The organism is Nocardia higoensis, from assembly GCF_015477835.1.
In the GTDB taxonomy this organism is placed as follows: Bacteria; Actinomycetota; Actinomycetes; order Mycobacteriales; family Mycobacteriaceae; genus Nocardia; species Nocardia higoensis_A.
Genome location: NZ_JADLQN010000001.1, coordinates 122,224 through 138,956, shown reverse-complemented (window position 1 = coordinate 138,956; position 16,733 = coordinate 122,224). Strand labels below are relative to the sequence as shown.

At 68.8% G+C, this 16,733-nt stretch carries 16 protein-coding genes; 3 read left to right on the top strand and 13 right to left on the bottom strand.

Annotated elements, in window-relative coordinates:
- Nucleotides 1-22: 22 nt before the first annotated feature.
- The 9 genes from IU449_RS00555 to IU449_RS00515 all read right to left on the bottom strand — a co-directional run bounded on the left by IU449_RS00555 (nucleotide 23) and on the right by IU449_RS00515 (nucleotide 11,003).
- Nucleotides 23-277, bottom strand: coding sequence for a carboxypeptidase-like regulatory domain-containing protein (locus tag IU449_RS00555; RefSeq protein WP_195000015.1), 255 nt, complete (start codon nucleotides 275-277; stop codon nucleotides 23-25).
- Nucleotides 274-1,206, bottom strand: coding sequence for a trypsin-like serine peptidase (locus IU449_RS00550; protein ID WP_195000014.1), 933 nt, complete (start codon nucleotides 1,204-1,206; stop codon nucleotides 274-276). The genes IU449_RS00555 and IU449_RS00550 overlap by 4 nt, the downstream gene beginning before the upstream one ends.
- A gap of 140 nt (nucleotides 1,207-1,346) precedes the next feature.
- A complete protein-coding gene (locus IU449_RS00545) occupies nucleotides 1,347-3,335 on the bottom strand; it encodes a S1 family peptidase (RefSeq protein WP_195000013.1) in 1,989 nt (662 codons plus the stop codon).
- Nucleotides 3,336-3,482: 147 nt separating this feature from the next.
- Nucleotides 3,483-6,083 carry a helix-turn-helix transcriptional regulator gene (locus IU449_RS00540; RefSeq protein ID WP_195000012.1) on the bottom strand — a complete coding sequence of 867 codons (2,601 nt, stop codon included), beginning with the start codon at nucleotides 6,081-6,083 and terminating at the stop codon, nucleotides 3,483-3,485.
- 68 nt (nucleotides 6,084-6,151) lie between these two features.
- Nucleotides 6,152-7,273 (bottom strand): catalase family protein, encoded by a 1,122-nt coding sequence (locus tag IU449_RS00535; RefSeq protein WP_195000011.1) that lies wholly within the window; start codon nucleotides 7,271-7,273, stop codon nucleotides 6,152-6,154.
- A complete protein-coding gene (locus tag IU449_RS00530) occupies nucleotides 7,270-8,994 on the bottom strand; it encodes a peroxidase family protein (protein ID WP_228803988.1) in 1,725 nt (574 codons plus the stop codon). The genes IU449_RS00535 and IU449_RS00530 overlap by 4 nt, the downstream gene beginning before the upstream one ends.
- Before the next feature lie 425 nt (nucleotides 8,995-9,419).
- Nucleotides 9,420-10,088, bottom strand: a complete 669-nt coding sequence (locus tag IU449_RS00525) for a class I SAM-dependent methyltransferase (RefSeq protein ID WP_324188025.1) — start codon at nucleotides 10,086-10,088, stop codon at nucleotides 9,420-9,422.
- A 165-nt stretch (nucleotides 10,089-10,253) separates the two neighbouring features.
- A complete protein-coding gene (locus tag IU449_RS00520; protein ID WP_195002573.1) occupies nucleotides 10,254-10,592 on the bottom strand; it encodes a hypothetical protein in 339 nt (112 codons plus the stop codon).
- Between the two features lie 6 nt (nucleotides 10,593-10,598).
- Nucleotides 10,599-11,003, bottom strand: a complete 405-nt coding sequence (locus IU449_RS00515; protein ID WP_195000009.1) for a MerR family transcriptional regulator — start codon at nucleotides 11,001-11,003, stop codon at nucleotides 10,599-10,601.
- Nucleotides 11,004-11,075: 72 nt separating this feature from the next.
- Between IU449_RS00515 and IU449_RS00510 the strand changes: the two genes are divergently transcribed.
- From IU449_RS00510 to IU449_RS00500, 3 genes are all read left to right on the top strand, one after another.
- The gene (locus tag IU449_RS00510) at nucleotides 11,076-11,570 is read left to right on the top strand and encodes an SRPBCC family protein (protein WP_195000008.1); all 495 of its coding nucleotides are present in this window, start codon (nucleotides 11,076-11,078) and stop codon (nucleotides 11,568-11,570) included.
- 249 nt (nucleotides 11,571-11,819) lie between these two features.
- Nucleotides 11,820-12,710, top strand: a complete 891-nt coding sequence (locus IU449_RS00505; protein ID WP_195000007.1) for an SDR family NAD(P)-dependent oxidoreductase — start codon at nucleotides 11,820-11,822, stop codon at nucleotides 12,708-12,710.
- A gap of 39 nt (nucleotides 12,711-12,749) precedes the next feature.
- Nucleotides 12,750-12,953, top strand: a complete 204-nt coding sequence (locus IU449_RS00500; RefSeq protein ID WP_195000006.1) for a hypothetical protein — start codon at nucleotides 12,750-12,752, stop codon at nucleotides 12,951-12,953.
- Nucleotides 12,954-13,102: 149 nt separating this feature from the next.
- Here the strand turns inward: IU449_RS00500 and IU449_RS00495 are convergent, their stop codons facing one another.
- From IU449_RS00495 to IU449_RS00480, 4 genes are all read right to left on the bottom strand, one after another.
- A complete protein-coding gene (locus IU449_RS00495) occupies nucleotides 13,103-13,807 on the bottom strand; it encodes a hypothetical protein (RefSeq protein ID WP_195000005.1) in 705 nt (234 codons plus the stop codon).
- Between the two features lie 388 nt (nucleotides 13,808-14,195).
- Complete coding sequence (locus IU449_RS00490; protein WP_195000004.1) at nucleotides 14,196-14,588, bottom strand: nuclear transport factor 2 family protein; 393 nt, start codon at nucleotides 14,586-14,588, stop codon at nucleotides 14,196-14,198.
- A gap of 2 nt (nucleotides 14,589-14,590) precedes the next feature.
- Entirely contained in the window at nucleotides 14,591-15,502 is a 912-nt protein-coding gene (locus tag IU449_RS00485; RefSeq protein WP_195000003.1) for an acyl-CoA thioesterase, read from the bottom strand.
- Between the two features lie 26 nt (nucleotides 15,503-15,528).
- On the bottom strand, nucleotides 15,529-16,725 hold the full coding sequence (locus IU449_RS00480) for a thiolase family protein (protein WP_195000002.1): 1,197 nt from the start codon (nucleotides 16,723-16,725) through the stop codon (nucleotides 15,529-15,531).
- Nucleotides 16,726-16,733: the final 8 nt, after the last annotated feature.

Genomic DNA, 16,733 nt, shown 5'->3' with positions numbered 1-16,733 from the left:
TGTGTACGAGATCGTTTCGGTTTCACGGGATTCGGACGTGGACGACGACGTCCTCGTCGCCGACGTCGAGATCGACGTGCCGTGGGTCGTGACCGGGGGCGTGCACGCCGAGGCGGTAGTGGCCCGGGCCGACTCCGGCGAGGACGAAACCGCCGTCCGCACCGGTCATCACGGCCACATCCGGTGTGGGCGCGGGCGCCGATTCGAGGTAGACCGCCGCGAACGCGACCGGCCCCTCCGGTGAGTCGACGCTGCCCCGGATGAGCGGGCCGGTCATGCCCGCCAGGCGAGCAGGTTGTTGAACACCGAGGTGTTGATCCGCGTGCCCGAGTTGGCCGTGGAGCCGCCGTAGGCGTGGATGGCGAAGGCCTGCCGGTCTCCGTCGACGAGCCGGTACACCGCGCTGCCGCTCTGCCCACCCACCGTGTCCGTCTCGTAGAACACCTTCTGTTCGTTGACCGCCGAGACCCGGGAGGCGTGATACCACTGGGTACCCGCGGGTTTGTCCGCCGGATATCCGGCGACATTCGCCGTCGCGGCCCGCAGGGTCGCGTCGTTGTACACACCGAATCCGAGCCATCCTGTCTGATTGCCGAGGTCGGTCGCGAGCACGATGGCGCCGTAGTCGAAATTCTGATCGCCGTTGAGCGTCCAGCCGGTCACCGAACGGAACGCACCCCCCGAGGCGACGACCGAGCCGAAGGGCTGCTGGGCGCCGTTGCGACCGGGGATCACCCGGATCGACTGCACCCACCCGTCACGACCGGGAACGCCGCTGTTGTTGATGAAGACCACGTGCCCCGCGGTGCCGAGAGTGTGCGGGCCGAGGAACCATCCGGTGCCGACCCACTGGGAACCGTCGGCCGCGGTGATCAGCAGCGAGGCGTGGGCCCGCCACGGATAGCTCGTGGTGTCGGTCACCTGGACGCGATCGTCGGCGCCGATGATGCGCTCGTCCACCGGCACCGACGGTGCGCCGTAGGAGGCCCAGGCGATATCGGGGAGCCCGGAAAGCTCTGTGGTGTCGGCGAACCCGCTCTCCGCCGCGGTGCCGGACAGTACGTAGCCGCCGATGTCTTCGATATCGCCCGCAGCCGTGACGGCTCCGGGGCCCGAGCCGGTGTCCGGTGGCTGCTCGGCGTTCTCCACGAGGGTCCCCGCACTCGACAACGGGGTGTGGCCCTGGAGTTTCAGGTCGTTGTTCATGGTCTTCTCCCGATCCTTCGATTACCGAACGGGCCGACGGCATTTCGGCCGGTCTCGACTGTCGGCGACGGTCTGCACCCGCTCGGACGGTGCGCGGTCCACTCTCATCGCCGACACACGTCCGCATCGCGGGTAACGCACTACTCGACATCGGCCAGTCGGCCGCCGATGACCGTGGCCACCTCGGGATGAGCGAGATATTCGGCGATATCGTGCGCCCGCTCCGCCGGGTTCTCGACGGGCAGGTCGCGCAGGTCCGCGCCCCAGGTCGGTCGGAGTGGGCAACCGATGGCGATCGGGTCACCGGCATACCAGGTGTTGAGCCACTCCCCGACGCGATCGGGCCAGGCGGGGCCACCGGCGAGGAGTTTGCGGTGGACCGCGTCCAGACCGAGCGGACTGCCCGCGGTGACCAGCAGACGGACGTCGAGTTCGCGCGGCAACTGGGTGAGGAGATCCATCGCGACGACTGTGCCGAGACTGTGGCTGACCAGAATCAGTTCCCCGTCGGCGGGCACGTCGGCGAGGACGGTGGCCAGCACGCTCTTGCGCACCTGTTCGTCGTCGAGGTAGGCGGCGACGTCCCCGAACAGCGCCCCGATCAGCGCCGAGTCGAGTTGGCTGCGCGCGGCGATCCAGGCGAGCCGGTCACGTACCCGGCTCAGCACGACCGTGCCGAGCCCCTCCTCGGCCATCGCGGGAATGTCCTCGGCGCTGGGCAACCCGGCACGGTCGGCGGCCTCCGCGACCAGGCGTTCGTAGAGCGCCGAACCGGTCTCCGCGGCCGATTCGGACGCGGCCGGGCCCGCGACCAACTGGTCGCCGTAAAAGGGGAAATACACGTCGGCGGGATCGATCGGCGGGCGGTCGGCCAGTGTCAGCCCCTTGTTCAGTCCGGCCGTCCAGGTGCGACGCAGATCGACCGGGTCACGGCCCTGCTGCCCGCGGCCGTGCAGGAACAGCAGGCTGCGGCGCCCGCCGAACGCGGTGGAGCGGCCCCGGGTCCCGCGCACGACTCCCTCGACCGTCGGCACGAGTCGCGGCGCGACGGGTGCGACGGTCGCCGCCTCCTCGAGGGCGGCCTCGCCCGGCAGGTGCGCCGCGGGGCCGAGTTCGTCGAGCAGTGCGCGGCGAGCCGCGTCGTAGTGCCCGGCTCCCAGATGTCGCAGCAGCACGCTCACCCGGACCCCTTCGTTGGCGATCCAGTCGATGGTGTCCTCGCCGTCACCGGGGCGCCACGGCGTGCCGTCCTTGCGCAGGATCCGGCCGCCGTCGTCCTTCTTCGGGACGCCGGAGTGGTGCAGGGCGACGATCTCCCACTGATCGTTGAACACCGGCGAGCCCGAATTCCCCGGCTCGGTATCGGAGCTGTAGTGCAGGAATTCGTCCAGTTGCAGATCGAGCCGATTGTTCCGGATCGAGATCTCCTTGAGCCGTCCCATGGGATGGCCGACGATGTTCATCGCCTCACCGACCACGATCTTGCCCGGTTCGGCGATCAACGGATTCCAGCCGAACGTCACGCCCGCGGCCACGCCGTCGGGGCCCGGCGCCACGCGCACCAGCGTGTAGTCGAGGTGTTCGTCGGTGACGAAGAAATCCTCGGGTACGAGCCGGTAGCGCGCGGTCGGGTCGGGCACGTTGTCGATGCCCGATTCCGCGCGGAACTCCACCACCACCGACGCGGCGGCCGCGGGCGTCGGCAGCACGTGATTGTTGGTGAGCAACAGTTGCGGCGACACCAACGAGCCGGTGCCCACCGGGATCTCGCGTCCCCTGTCGCAGCGGGAGATCCGCGCGACCGCGGCCGCCGCGCGGGTGCCGCGCGCCAGGAAATTGACGGCCTGCAGTTCGTTGGCGAAACCGATGACGCGCTCCAGCGAGCGAATAGTGCCCACCGCGTCCTGACCGCCCAGTTCGATCACCGCCCGCGCGGGCACCTCGCCGCTGCCGAGCAAGCGATCGGCACGCGCGATGATCTCTTCGGCGGTGTCCACGACGGCCGAATCCGCGGCTTGTCGTCGACGGACCACGTCCGCACGGCGGGTGGCGCTGTCGGCGAAACGCCGCGCCGCGGCGTCCACCTGTTCGCACCGTGCGGTGGCCGGAATTCCGCTCTCGATGTCCATGGGTTCACCTCGCCCGAAAGAAATGTGGATGGTGTACTCCAGCGTGGCCGCGGCAGAGCAGCCGATCGCGAGTAACGAACCACTCGAATTCCTTCGGGCGGAGGCGATGGACCGGACAAGGCGAATCCGTACGTGCGGGAGCGTGCCTCAGCGTGTGCCGTCGCCCCAGATCAAGGCGGCGAGCTGGTCGCGGTCGGCGACGTCGAGTTTGATGCAGGCGCGGTAGATGTGCCCTTCGACGGTGCGCACCGAGACGCACAGTCGTTCCGCGATCTGGCGGTTCGACAGCCCACGCGCGACGAGCGCCGTGATCTCCCGTTCGCGATCGGTGATCGGCAGGGGATGGGCGGCGGCGAGCAGGGCCGGGGTGACCGCGCCGTCGCACCGCCCCGCCAGATCGAGGGCACGCGCCGCGGCCTGCGCGCTGAGTCGCCGGTTGCCCGCGTGGTCGTGCAGCGGCACTGCCTGCGCCGCGGCGTCGGCAGCCGACAACAGCAGACCGGCCTGTTCGAACTCGACGCTCACCGCGTCCAGCGCGCGCGTGTCGGAGCGTTCGAAGGCGGCGGCGTGACGCGCGTAGATCGCCACGACGCGCCCTTGCACCCGGCCGACGAGAGCGGCCAGACGTCGGGCCAGGGTCCGGTCCCCGAAGCGGGTGGCATGGTGCAGTGCCTCCGCTTCCAACGCGTATTGGCCCGCGCTGTGGGCGATGTCGGCGGCCTTGCGAGCGAGTTCGACCGCGGAATGCCTGCTGCCCGCGCATGCCGCCAGCCATGCGCGGGCGATCACGCGTTGCGGTTCGTGCAGTGCCATGTGCGGGCCGGTGTGTTCTTCGGCGTCGGCCAGCACCCGTTCGGCCTGTCTGGCATCGCCCACAGCCGCGTAGGCGCGGGCCAGGATCAGTTGTGCGGGCAGTTTCCACGGCAGCGGGGACTCGGCGTTCAGTGCGGCCAGGGCCTGCTCGTACAGGGTGATCGCGGCGCGGAAACGGCCACGGTAAGTGGACACCGTGGCGCAGCCGACCTTGGCGATCGCCCAGCCGAGGAACTGTGCGGAAGAATGGAATTGGCAATACTCGGCGGCCCGCCGCTCGGCGAGGTCGAGTTCGCCGAGCAGGGTCAGCGCGAGGACGTCGCCATAGCACACCATGACCCGGATCATCCCGTCGGTGGTCTTCTGCTGAGCCCGGCTGCGCGCGGCGATCGGCGCGAAATCGACGCCCCGACCGGCCACCGGCATCGCGAGCCCGAGGGCGAAGGCCGCCCAGTCGACGGCTTGTTTCGGAGAGTTCGGGTCGGCGAGGACCCGTTCGGCGGCATCGATGCCGACCGCGATCCGGTTCTCGTGCACCGCCATCGCCGCGTTCGCGGCGTCGACGACGAGGCGCAGCGCGGGATGATCGACACGCTCACTCAGCAGATCCATGGTCTCGTGGCCTCGGGAGACCTCGCCCATGGCCCAGAACAGCACCCCGGCATACGGAATTCCCCACTGGACGAGCTGGAGTTCGTCGAGCTGATCGGGCTCGAAGTCGGCGAGGAGATGGGCGGCTTCCTTCGGACGTCCCTGCCACAGCATGGCGCGGCCGAGTACCTCGGCCGCGGGCAGCCCGCCGCCGCGTTCGAAAGCGGCGCGCGCGAGGCGTTCACCCAACGGCAGATTGGACAGCGCGACAGCGTCTTTGGCCGCGGTGATCAACAGGCCGCTGTCGATCGGCCTGGCATCCTCGACACAGAGCTGGGCCAGTCTGATGCGGTGGGCGGCGGTGCTCGGAGCCTGATCACGCAGCATGTCGATGATGCGGCCCCGGCGGGCACGCGCGGCGGCCGTGCCGATCCGGCGGCGCACCACCTCACCGAGCAGCGGGTGGCTGAAGCGGACGCCGACCGCGCGGCCGTCACGGCTGGTGCGGATCAGGCCCGATACCTCGGCGGCGTCGACGGCGTGCTCGCCGACCAGATTTACCAGGACGTCGATATCGAGCGGTTCGTAGAGGGACAGCATCTTCAGGGTCTCCAGGACCGGCTCGTCCACCCGGGAGAGCCTGCGGTCCAGCAGGGCCACCAGGCCCGAGGGCAGCGCCGTCGGACCGCGCAGTTGCCAGACCCCGTCGACCTCGGTCAGGGTGCCCGCCTCGAGCGCGCCCTCGACGAGATTGCGCAGGAAAAGCGGGTTTCCCCCCGAGGTCTCCCACATGACATCGGCGCTGAGACCTTCCAGAGTGCCGCCCAGGACGTTTTCGACCAGGGCGACGCACTGCTGTTCGGTCAGCGGAGGCAGTTCGACCCGTTCGAGGTATCCGTCCTTCCACAAGGAGGTGACCGCGTCGGGAGCCGTTTCGCCGCTGCGGACGGTGGCCACGATCGGAGCGGCGCGGTCGACGGCGATCTGATGCAGCAGGGTCGCGGAGAGTCTGTCGAGCAGGTACGCGTCGTCGACACCGATCACAGTGGCGTGTTCGGTGAGCAGGTTCTCCCGCGCCGAGCCGAGCAGCGCGATGGGATCGCGGGTCGAGGTCGCGTCGATCCACGGGGCGAAGGCGCCGAGGGGAATAGCCTGCGACGACTCGGTGCAGGCAGCCCATTGCACGGGAACGCCCAGCCCGGAGGTGACGAGCCGGGCGAGGGTGGTCTTACCGACCCCTGCGGCGCCCACGAGCACCACACCACCGATGTCGCCGCTCGTCAACGCCGTGCGAACGGCTTCGTACTCGGCGGGGCGATCGAGGAGCTGCCAACGATCTCCCACAAGAGACCATTCTAGTTCTCCCAGGTCCGCGGGGAAAAGCATTCTCGCAGGTAGGCGCCCCTGGGTGGTCATCGTGGGAGCTGATCGGCGGTGGGTTCGAGCCGTGGGGCGTTGTCGACGTGGTGGCGGTAGTTGCTCGATGCCTCGTAGACGCGCCGTTTGAGCCGGTTGATCGAGCCGAGCGGACGGTGGGCGGCGAGTCCGCGCCAGGAGTTGAAGGAGAGCACATCGTCACCGAACGCCCGGCGTTGCGGGGTGTAGGGGTCCTGGCGGTCGAAGTGGATGGTCGCGACCGCCCGATGCGGTGATCGTTCCTCCGGCCAGGCGACGGTGGCGTCCTCGATGGGCATGATCACCGGGTCGGTGCACAGCTGCACGCGCAGTTCGTAGTCGGCGCTGTGGTCGGCGAAGAAGTCCACGACCGCGTCCTGGTGGGCATTGATTCCCGCTCTGCGGTCCACCGGCTGCTCGCGCAGTGCGCGGACCTCGGGTGAGACAGGGATGTAGAGCATCTTGGCGATGTGATCGCCGTAGCGCAGGGGTGCCGAGGTGTAGAAGGTCTCGCCGAGGATGTGGGTGTTGGGCCTGATGAACACGGCCGTGTTCGGCGGCACCCGGCGTCCGAGACGCCGCAACACCTGTCTGTCGAACGCGGAGGCCAGGGTGGCGCCGGTGTTCAGGACGGCGTCGGGCAACCGCGCCAGCACCCACGCCGTGGGCATCCCGCGGGTGAGGTAGGTGTGGGCATCGGCGAACAGGAATTCCCGGTGGGTGACCATGATGAAGTCCTGCGTGTCCGCCTGATCACCGGGCAGGATGCGGGGCCCGGTCACACCGAGGACCTTGATGCCGAGCCCGCGCACCCCGCGCAACTGGTCGCTGCGGATCACCCCCGAGGTGCTGGAGAGCCGGGCGATCACCGGATAGGTGGCCGGGGTGGCGAACAGGCCCTGGGCCAGTTCGGTGGGGAGACCGGAGTGGACGGTGAGTTCGCCGCGCAGAATGCCGTGACTCTTGGCGTGTGCGTCGCGTACACCGTGTTTGTATGTGCGGTAAGCCCTTTCGAGGTTGGAACGCAACACCGTGATGATCCTGTCGATGTCGCGTTCCTCATCGGGACGCGGTTGTTCGAGGTCGTCGCGGTAACGCAGGTAGGTGCCGGTGGTGTGCGGTGCGCCCAGGTCGGTCATCGCGGTCGGGTCCTTTCCCGCTCGCGCGGATCGACGCTGCGCCACGGAGCGAACGGATTGGCGACGCCCGCCAGCGCGGGCGCCAGGGTGGGGAAATGGCGCAGCAGCACGCTGCGCATGGTGTTGTCGCGCACCCAGGCCATACCCGCCTCGGTGTAGACCTCCGAGCGGAAGTCGGTGGTGAAGAACCGGTCGGCCGACAGCCGCCGCGAGGCCATGAGCACGAACACCCGGAACGCGGTGTCGCTGAACCCGAAGCCGGGCGGCTTCGGCTCGGCGTAGAGCCCGACCATCAGATCGACGTCCTCCACGTCGCCATAGATCCGTTCGAGTTCGGCCGCGCACACCGGATCGTCGGTCAGTTCCTGGAACGAGGACGCGGGCCGCAGCCGCATCAGACGGCGGAACTCGTTGTAGCGCGGCACTCCCCGCTCACGCGTCCGCAGGATGTCCACCGTCGCCAGATCCATCACCGGGTGGCCCGGGCGCCGCAGTTCCTGCAGGTGGATCGGATAGTTGTGCAGGGTCAACGCGCCGGGATGGGCGCGGCCGAACGAGTAGAGCAGGGTGTCCACCGGGTGCTCGGTCATGCGTTCGCGAATGTGGTCGATACCCAGATCGGGCAGGATGTGCTCGGCGAGGACCCGGTCGTCGGTCAGGCTGCGGACGGTGAACTCGTCGGGGATGAGGGGATGCATCCGGTACATGGCGACGAATTCCTCGGTCAGCGAATACGGGACACCGTGATCCTCGACGGTCGATCCCGGTATGCCGCTGAGCACTTCGCTGCCGCTGACCCGGCCGAACCGGCGGGCGATCCGCTCCCCGAGGATGCCGAACCAGTTGGCGCGCATGGCGGCGACGGTGGTGGGGTGGGAGATGACAGCCGGTGTCCAGTCGACGGTGTGGATCTTCGCGAGCAGTGCCGCATTCACCAGACGGGCCGTGTCGTAGAGCTGCTCGTCGCTCATCTCGGGGTAGCGCCGCGCCAGACGCTCGCAGATCGCGTTGTGCTCGCGCATGAACAACGAGTGCAGCAGCGCCAGGCCGACCCACGCGTTGGCCGCCGGACCGGACAGGTCCAGCAGATTCTCCACGTCCAGCGGCGGCAGCCCAAGCTCGTCGATCCGGAGCCGCCCCTTCTCCCCCGTGCGCAGCGCCTCCGCGAACTTCACTGTGCTGCCGTAGATCTGGGAGGCATCCCACCAGTGCGATTCCCGGGTGGTGTACGTGGGGGGTCCGCCGGGATCGGGGGCCGCAACCGTGGGGGTCCGGCGGATCGTCATCGACGGCTCCGGCCACGGGTCACGATCCGGCAGCGGCACCGTCCAGTGTTCGGTCTCGGTGTCAGCGTGGCTGACCCAATCGTGGACCTCGAACTGGATCCAGGCCGCCGCCAGCAAGTTCAGGGTGGTCGCCGGCTGGAACCGCTCGCGGGTCAGTAGCTCACGGCTGACGACGCGGGGATTGGGTTCCATGATCCGCTCGGGACCTTCCGGACGGGTGGACTCGAGCGGCACGTTGCGTCCGAACCGGCAGCCGACCGAGCCCGCGCGCGGATCGGCGAGGTCGTTGTAGCTCCCGTCGATGGTGCGGGCGCGCAGCTGCTCGTCCGCGGGGCGCTCATCGGCGGGTAGCGGGCCGTCCGGGTGTGGGCCGGTATCGAAGAGATTGTCCGCGCGCAGCCGGCTCCGGAGTCCGACGAGGACGGCCAATCCCATCGGCGTGGGCAACCGGAACCAGCCGACGCGGCGGTCGAGCGCCTCGGCGGCCACCCTCGACAACCGGACGGCGAGCGCCGGGCGAGGTGAGGGCCGGGATTTCCGCGTGGTCGATGTCGCGGAGTGATCGATCGATGCTGTGCTGACCATGAGGGACCTCCAGGTGGCCGGCGCGAACTCCGGCTCGCGCCGAGATCGAATCGCCTTCCAGTCTTCGACCGGGGCGCAGCCGCTGTCATGAGTAGTCGGCTACCCCAGTGCCTCGTCGCCCCTGTCCTCGGCGGCATCGGGACATCGGTCGGCGCCCGGTCAGCCACCCGGGACGGGGCCGAGAGGATGGGGCGGTCACAACCGTCACCTGTTCGGGTAGCAGTCTCGACCCCCGCTGAGCGAAATGGAGGCTGGAGCCGAGGTGCCGGCTCCGGTCAGTGATCGCCCTTGGTGGCCACACCCGTGATCAGCGGACGAACGATCGGGAGCATGCCCCGCCACGTCGCTTCCCGCACGTCCGTGAGTTCCAGCCCGGACGCCCGGATCAGTGCGAGGGTGTCACGATTGCAGTGGCAGCCCTCCGCGAACCGACGCCACGGCTCGGCGAGGCGATCCTGCCAATGAGCGAGTCGCGGCGACCGGGAACGCACGTGCTCGAGGAACAACAGCCGACCGCCGGGGCGCAACACGCGCTCGATCTCCCGCAACACCGGATCGGGGTCGTCGACGGTGCACAGCACGAGCGTCGACACGACCGTATCGACGGTCGCGTCCTCGAACGGCAGCCGTTCGGCCGAGGCGTCGAGCACACGCGCCCGACGTCGATTGCGGTCCAGCCTCCGCGCCAGCCGCACACGCATCGCGGCCTCCGGTTCGGTCAAGATCAGCTCGTCGAGACCGTCGGGGTAGTAGCCCAGGTTGAGACCGGTACCGCTGCCGAGTTCGACCGTCCGCCCCTGCGCACGACCGAGCAGATCCTGTCGGCGAGCGCCCATCCCCGCCCGCTCCCCCATCCACAGCAGGGGGTCGTAGAGCGCGGCGAACACCCGGGCCCACAAGCTCGAGCCCTCGACCGTTACCGCTGGAACGGCGCCACTGCTCACCCTCTCGACGGTACGCCTACGAGCATCATCGCGCGATCCCCGATCGACCCCGGCTACCGGCCGGACAACTGTGCTGATCGCCCACCGGCCGAGCATCTCCCTCGGCAGTTGCGCGCCGCCCCAGCACGATCGCCTGCTCGTGTCACCCCACATACAGGGCGAATTTCAAGTGAGCACGACCGCGAGGAATCCCGAAACGTAGGCCGGGCCGGAAAGGGTGAAGATCCACTGTCCGATGTGGGAGAGCGGCCAGTAGCGGAACCCGCCCCGGCCCTCTCCGAAAGCCCACCATTCGGCGCGCCAGAACGGCGAGGCGGAAAGTCGTTCCTCGAGCGCAGCGCCGCTGCCGACGGACTCGCGTGGCGGGACAGGACGGCTCGTTCGACAGCCCGCGCCGCGTCCGGTAGCGGATACCGGCTCGGCCGACAGCGGCCTGCCGCGAGCCGGTGTCACAGGCGGCAGGCCCGCGGCGCACCGGCGCGGTGAGGTCGGCGAGTCGTCCACACCGGTTCAGCCCATCCTCCCCGAGTGGGGGCGGGGTCGGCCGGGCACCTTGCCATGGCGACGCGCTCTCTTCTCGAGGTGTCGTTGTTCGCGGGCGAGTTGTTCGCTGAGCGCTCGCAGGGCGACGATCTGTTCATCCACGCGGCTGCGCTTGGCCGCGAGCAAGGCGGCGCCGTCGGCGCAGTCGATGTCGCGAGCGCGCACACCGTTCATAACCTGTCCGATCTCCGACAGGGAGAACCCCAGCGACTGCATACTGCGCAACAGCCGGATCTGCTCGACCAGCCCCTCGGGGTAGTCGCGGTAATTGCCCGCGGTGCGACCGATCTCACCGAGCAGTCCGCGGCGCTCGTAATAGCGCAACGCATGCCTGCCGACGCCCGTGCGTGTTTCCAGCTCACCGATCAGCACGGTTCTCTCCTTGACTGTAGACCTCGGTCCACACCTTAGCCTCGCCTCGATCACCCACCCGAAGGAGTTGAGATGTACCTGCTGGCCGACACCCGAGTCACCGCCTCCTGTTCCGACGCGGATGCGTTCGCCTTCACCGCCGACCTGGAGAATTTCCCCCACTGGTTCCCCGGCGTCGAGTCGGTCACCGCCGCCGACGACCTGGCGCCCGAGACGCCGGGCAAGCGATACGCCGAGAACATCACGGTGCCCTTCCGAGGTACGGCGACGATCTCGTTGCACGTGCGCGAAGCCTGCCCACCGGCGCGGCTGGTCACCGAAGGAAACCTCCCGATACTTCGCCCCCGCATGGAGATCGACATCCACGCCATCGATGCGGAACACTGCGCGATCCGGTGGCGGATGTACAGTCGCGCCGATGCCCGCGTACTGCGATGGACTCTGTTGCCCCTGGCCGCCGCCGTCATGCGTCGCCGCGCACGAGTCGGCCTGCGCAACCTCGCACGGCATCTCGACACCAGCAGCGGAATATCGGAACCGATGAATCCGAGCGCGCCGAAGGTGTAGCCGGCTTCCCGTGTCATCCCGATCGTCGAGAACTCGGGCCCGATCGTGGCATGCGATCGCCGTGTAGAACTCGCCGCGCCCCCCGAACAGGGCGAAGCGGGCAATTCGGAGAAGGTGGGTTGGCAAAGCCGCCAGGCCAAGCTACAACTAACAGAGTAGAACTCCCCACTGAAGTGCGCTGGACCTCATTCGCGAACAAAGGTGATCCGCAGCTCACCCCAGGAAGCGCACACGAGTAAAGGACAGCGCATGCGACCATCACTGACTGATCACGTCGTCGTCATCACCGGTGCGGGCAAGGGCCTCGGCCGTGCCTTCGCACTCGACCTCGCCGCCCACGGCGCACGCGTCGTTGTCAACAATCGCAATCGAGTCGTCGACGACCGGGGGCTCGGACCTGCCGACCACGTCGTGCGCGAGATACTGGCGATGGGCGGAGACGCTGTCGCCGACTATTGCGCCGTCGAGGATCCCGGCACAGCCGAACGGCTGGTGCAGACGGCCCTCGATCGGTGGGGTCGGCTGGACGCGCTGGTCACCAATGCCGCGATCAGCCGGCCGCAGATGATCCACAAGACCACCGCGGAGAATCTCACCGATGTGCTGGCGGTCAACGTGACCGGGACGATCCTGCCGGCCGCGGCAGCCTCGCGGGTCATGCGCGAGGCCGGGTACGGACGGATCGTGCTCGTCGCCTCGACCGCGGGTCTGCACGGCGAGCCGACAGTCTCCGCCTACGCCGCGAGCAAGGGTGCGGTGATCGCTTTCGGGCGCACCGCGGCGGTGGAGGGCGCGCGTCGCGGTGTCTACACCAACACGGTGCTGCCCTACGCCACCACCCAGATGACCGAAGCGAACATCGATCCTCGCCATGCCGCGAAAATGCAGGCCGAGGCTGTCGCCCCGCTCGTGCGCGCCCTTCTCGATCCGCGATCGACGATCAACGGGGAGGTGATCGTGGCGGCCGCCGGCGCACTGCGCACGGCCGACGCCGTCGAAGGCGCGACTGTCACATTGCCCGCCTCCGCCGACCCCAGCGATCTCGCCGACTTGCTCGCCACCAGCCGCAACGGCGCGCGGCATACATTCCCCGAGGCCCAAGCGGCGTTCCAGCATTTCGCCGCCGAGGCGACCGCCTGAGCCGCGGCCGCACGCCACCGCTCCGACAGCAGGACTTTGATGCAACACATCGCAATCCCGGATGAGCGGCAGGTGTTCATCACCGAGACCGACGCGGTCGTGGGCGGCACGGATGTCGAATCGCGCGGTGGTCAGCTGCTCGACGCCGGAGATCGGATCGAACTCCCCTCCCCGGCTTCGGTCGCCGGGGAGGTGTTCTGGATCGTTCCCCCACTGCCCTCGCGCCGCTGGCTGCCGACGTAGTCGACGCTGCTGTGGGCGCCGCCGATGACCGCGGCCTCGCTGAGGTCGCACCACATCGAACTCTGACCCGTCGAACACCGAAGGCTCCACCCGGCAACGAATCCGGATGGAGACTTCGGTCCGAACGAGGATGTTCGGCTCTGTCGGTTCTACTTCACCGGAGCCGGGTTGGGCGCCGGGGAGTTGATCGTGGTGAAGTACTGGATCACCGCCGCGATCGCCACCGGACCGGTGATCAGCAGCTGACCGGCGACCGTACCGAGCGCGCCGATCGCGATCACACCGCCGAGGCAGCCGATGGCAGCCGCGGGGATGAACGGACCGAACAGCCCGATGATGGTGGCCGAGGCGACCGTCGCGCCCGCGATACCACCGAGCACACAACCGACGGCCGCGCCGCCGATACCGCCGACAGTGGTGCCGATGGCGGCGCCCATGGCGATGGTGCTGGTGAGGCGGGCCCAGGCGGAGACCTCACGGTCGTACTCGTTCTTCCACGGCGCCTTGTCCTCGTAGGGCAGCGCCACCGGCTTGAACACCGCGTGTTCCCGGTCGAACTGCGGCGTGAGCGTCGCGGTGCGACCGGAGATCTCGGCCGCGATCGGGAACTCGAAGTCATCGATCCGGAAGTTCAGCGGCATTCCGGCGAGCAGGCGACCGTCGGCGGCCTTCACCTTCAGGGTGGACTCCTCGACGACCAGTGCGCCCTCATCGATGCTGATGACGCTCTGGGAGTCCGTGGCGTAGGCCGTGAAGTCGACGATTCCGTCCCCGCTCGGCGCGGCGCCGGCCGCACCCGCGGTGATTCCACACACCGCGGCGACACCCGCAGCCATCGCTACCAATTTCCTCATCTGCTGTTTCCCTTCGACTTACCTGATGGCGGCGCGAACCGCCGATGCCGAAACGCGGGAGTGCGTCCCGGCGAATTCGCACGGCCCGGGTGCGGGGGGCCGGGCCGTGCGAAAGAAGAGCGGCGACCAAGGGCCGCCGGTGCGGGGTCAGCTCGATCTGTTCGACGACCCCGGTCATCCACTGACCACCGCCGACGCACAGGTCTCGACGCCGAAGGTCGGCGCCACAGTCACTGCCGATGACGACCCGCGAAGAATCCGCGAGCGATGCCCTCGGCGTCGGTGGGATCGAGCGCGGGCACCGCTGCCGGATCGCTTGACGACGGCGCGGCCGACGGACGGCCGCAGCATCGGCGTCAGGGCAAGCGGGACGCCGGAAGGTGACCCGTCAGTGCGGCTCGGAGCTCCAGCCCAGACCGGCCAGCAGAGTCGGCCGGTCGTAGTACTCGAGCCATTCGGTGATCATGCCGTCGGCCATTCGCAGGATTCCGACCACCGGCACCTCACCGTGATTGCCGTCGAAGACGAAGTCGTCGACCCGCTCCACGAATACCCGGCCGTCGATGATGCCGAGCGCCTTGATGTGCAACTTGCACCGCTCGGTCTTGCTGCCGAGCAGTCCGATGCGTTCGGCGATGGCGGTCCTGCCGACCACCGGTTCCTGCATGACGCTGTGCAGCACACCGTCCTCGGCGAACAGCGCGACCACGCCGTCCCAGTCGAGGGTGTCCCAGGCGTGGAACATCTTCCGCGCGAGCGCCAGCTTCTCGTCGGCGTCCATCGCTACTCCGATCGTTGTTCGGGAATATCGGGGAAGTACAAGCCTTCTTGGGTGAATGAGCCGACGCACCGGCCACTCTCGTCGAACACCTCGCCGACGATCAGCCCGCGACCGGCGAACGCCGACGGTGAACGTTGCACGTACAGCAGCCAGCCATCAGCTCGGGCGGGCCGGTGGAACCACATGGCGTGGTCGATCGACACGCCGTCCCACGGCTGCTCGCCCAGGTGTTCTCCACCGACGGGCACACCGTGCGGGGCCAGTCCGGCCGACAACGCCGTGATGTCGGACATCAGCAGTGTCATCGCCTGATGCAGCAGCTGGTCGTCGGGCATCGCCGCCTCGGCGCGCAACCACACCATCGTCCGGTCGGGGATGGGCTCGGGCACGATGCGCAGCTCCACCAGACCGGTCGTCACCCAGGTCTCGGTGAGACCTCCCCAGGGCGCCGTCCATTCCTCGATCGTGGGGCACTGCGGCGGCGCGGGCACGTCGGGCATGCGGTCCTGGTGTTCCAGTCCGGGGACATCGGTCGCGGCCGAGACGATCGCGGTCATCAGGCCGCGCCCACCCTGTTCGACGACCACCTGCCTGCGTGCCATCCGTCTGCCGTCGCGCAGCCGTGTCACCACGAGGTCGAGGGGCTTGTCGGCATCGCCCCCGGAAAGAAACGAGGCGTGCAGGGAATGCGGCCGCATGTCGCTGTCGACCGTATGCGTCGCGGCGACCAGCGCCTGCGCGAGCAGCTGGCCGCCGAACAGGCGGGGAAATCCGAGATCCAGGCTGGTAGCCCGGAAACGGTCGGCGTCCACCCGGGTCAGGTCCAGCGCGGCGAGAGCGTCGGACAGATCGACCACGCGTGCCGCGGCGCCGGAGCCGGTCGTCTCGGAGACGAACCCGTTGATCGTGGTCATGGGAGGTCCTGCTTCTCGAACATCGTTCACCTGATTCGCTGCACGACGACGGCCGAACCCAGTCCCAGGCCACCGGGGATGGTCAGCAACGCGAATTCGCCATCGGTCCGGATGAGCTGGTCGAGCGCGTTCACCAGCAGCACGCCGCCACTTGCTCCCAGCGGATGCCCGGTGGCGACCGCGCCGCCGTGCGGATTCACTCGCTCCGGATCCAAACCGAGCTGCTGGATCATCAACAGCGGCGACACCGAGAAGGATTCGTTGGCCTCGACCACATCGAGTTGCCCGGCGGTGATGCCGGCGCGCTTCATGGCCTCGCGCGCGGCCTCGACTCCGGCGGTGAGCCGAGGGGAACGCACGGCGCGCTGGGCGACACCGGCGATCCGCGCGATCGGCGCGGTACCGATCGCCGACTGCGCCTGCTCCGATCCGAGCAGTATCGCCGAGGCGCCGTCGGACAGCTGTGGTGCCGTGCCGACGGTGTGCAGCCCACCGACCGGACGTATGGAATCAGGCAGTTGCGTGGCCACCCGCTCCCAGGAGGGATCGTCGCCGAAGAGCGTGGGAAGTCCGGCGAAGCCGGCGATCTCGGCATCCGGTCGAGCGCCTTCGTCGCGGTCGAGGATCACGGTGTCGCCCGACAGGACCGGAACGATCGAATCCGAGACCGGCGCGGCGGCCGAGCGCCGGTGGGAACGCACCGCGTACGCGTCGAGATCTGCTCTGCCGAAACCGAAGTCGGCGGCGGTCAGATCCGCCGCGACCCCGATGGTGACGTAGCCGGTGCGGTCCTGAAGTTCTCCTTCGAACGCGAAGGCCGGCTTGTCGAGCAGCATCGGCACTCGCGACATGGATTCGACACCGCCCGCGATCACGATCCGGTCGAGTCCGGAGGCGATCTTGGCGGCACCGGTGGCGATCGCGTCCAGGCCGGAGCAGCACAGCCGGGACACCACACCGCCGGGCACCCCGTCGGGCCAGCCCGCCCACAGGGTGGCCGCCCGCGCGATATCACCGCCCTGCTCCCCCGCCGCGGTACTGGTACCGATGACGACATCATCGACGAGATCCGGATTCAGGCCACGGGCGCGCAGAGCTCGTAGCACGGTGGCGAGCAACTCGTAGGCCGGTACCTCGGCCAGTGTCCCGCCGTTGCGCTTGACACGGCCCTTCGGCGTGCGCACCGCGTCGTAGACGAAAACATCGGAGCTGAACTGAGACATGGGTTTCC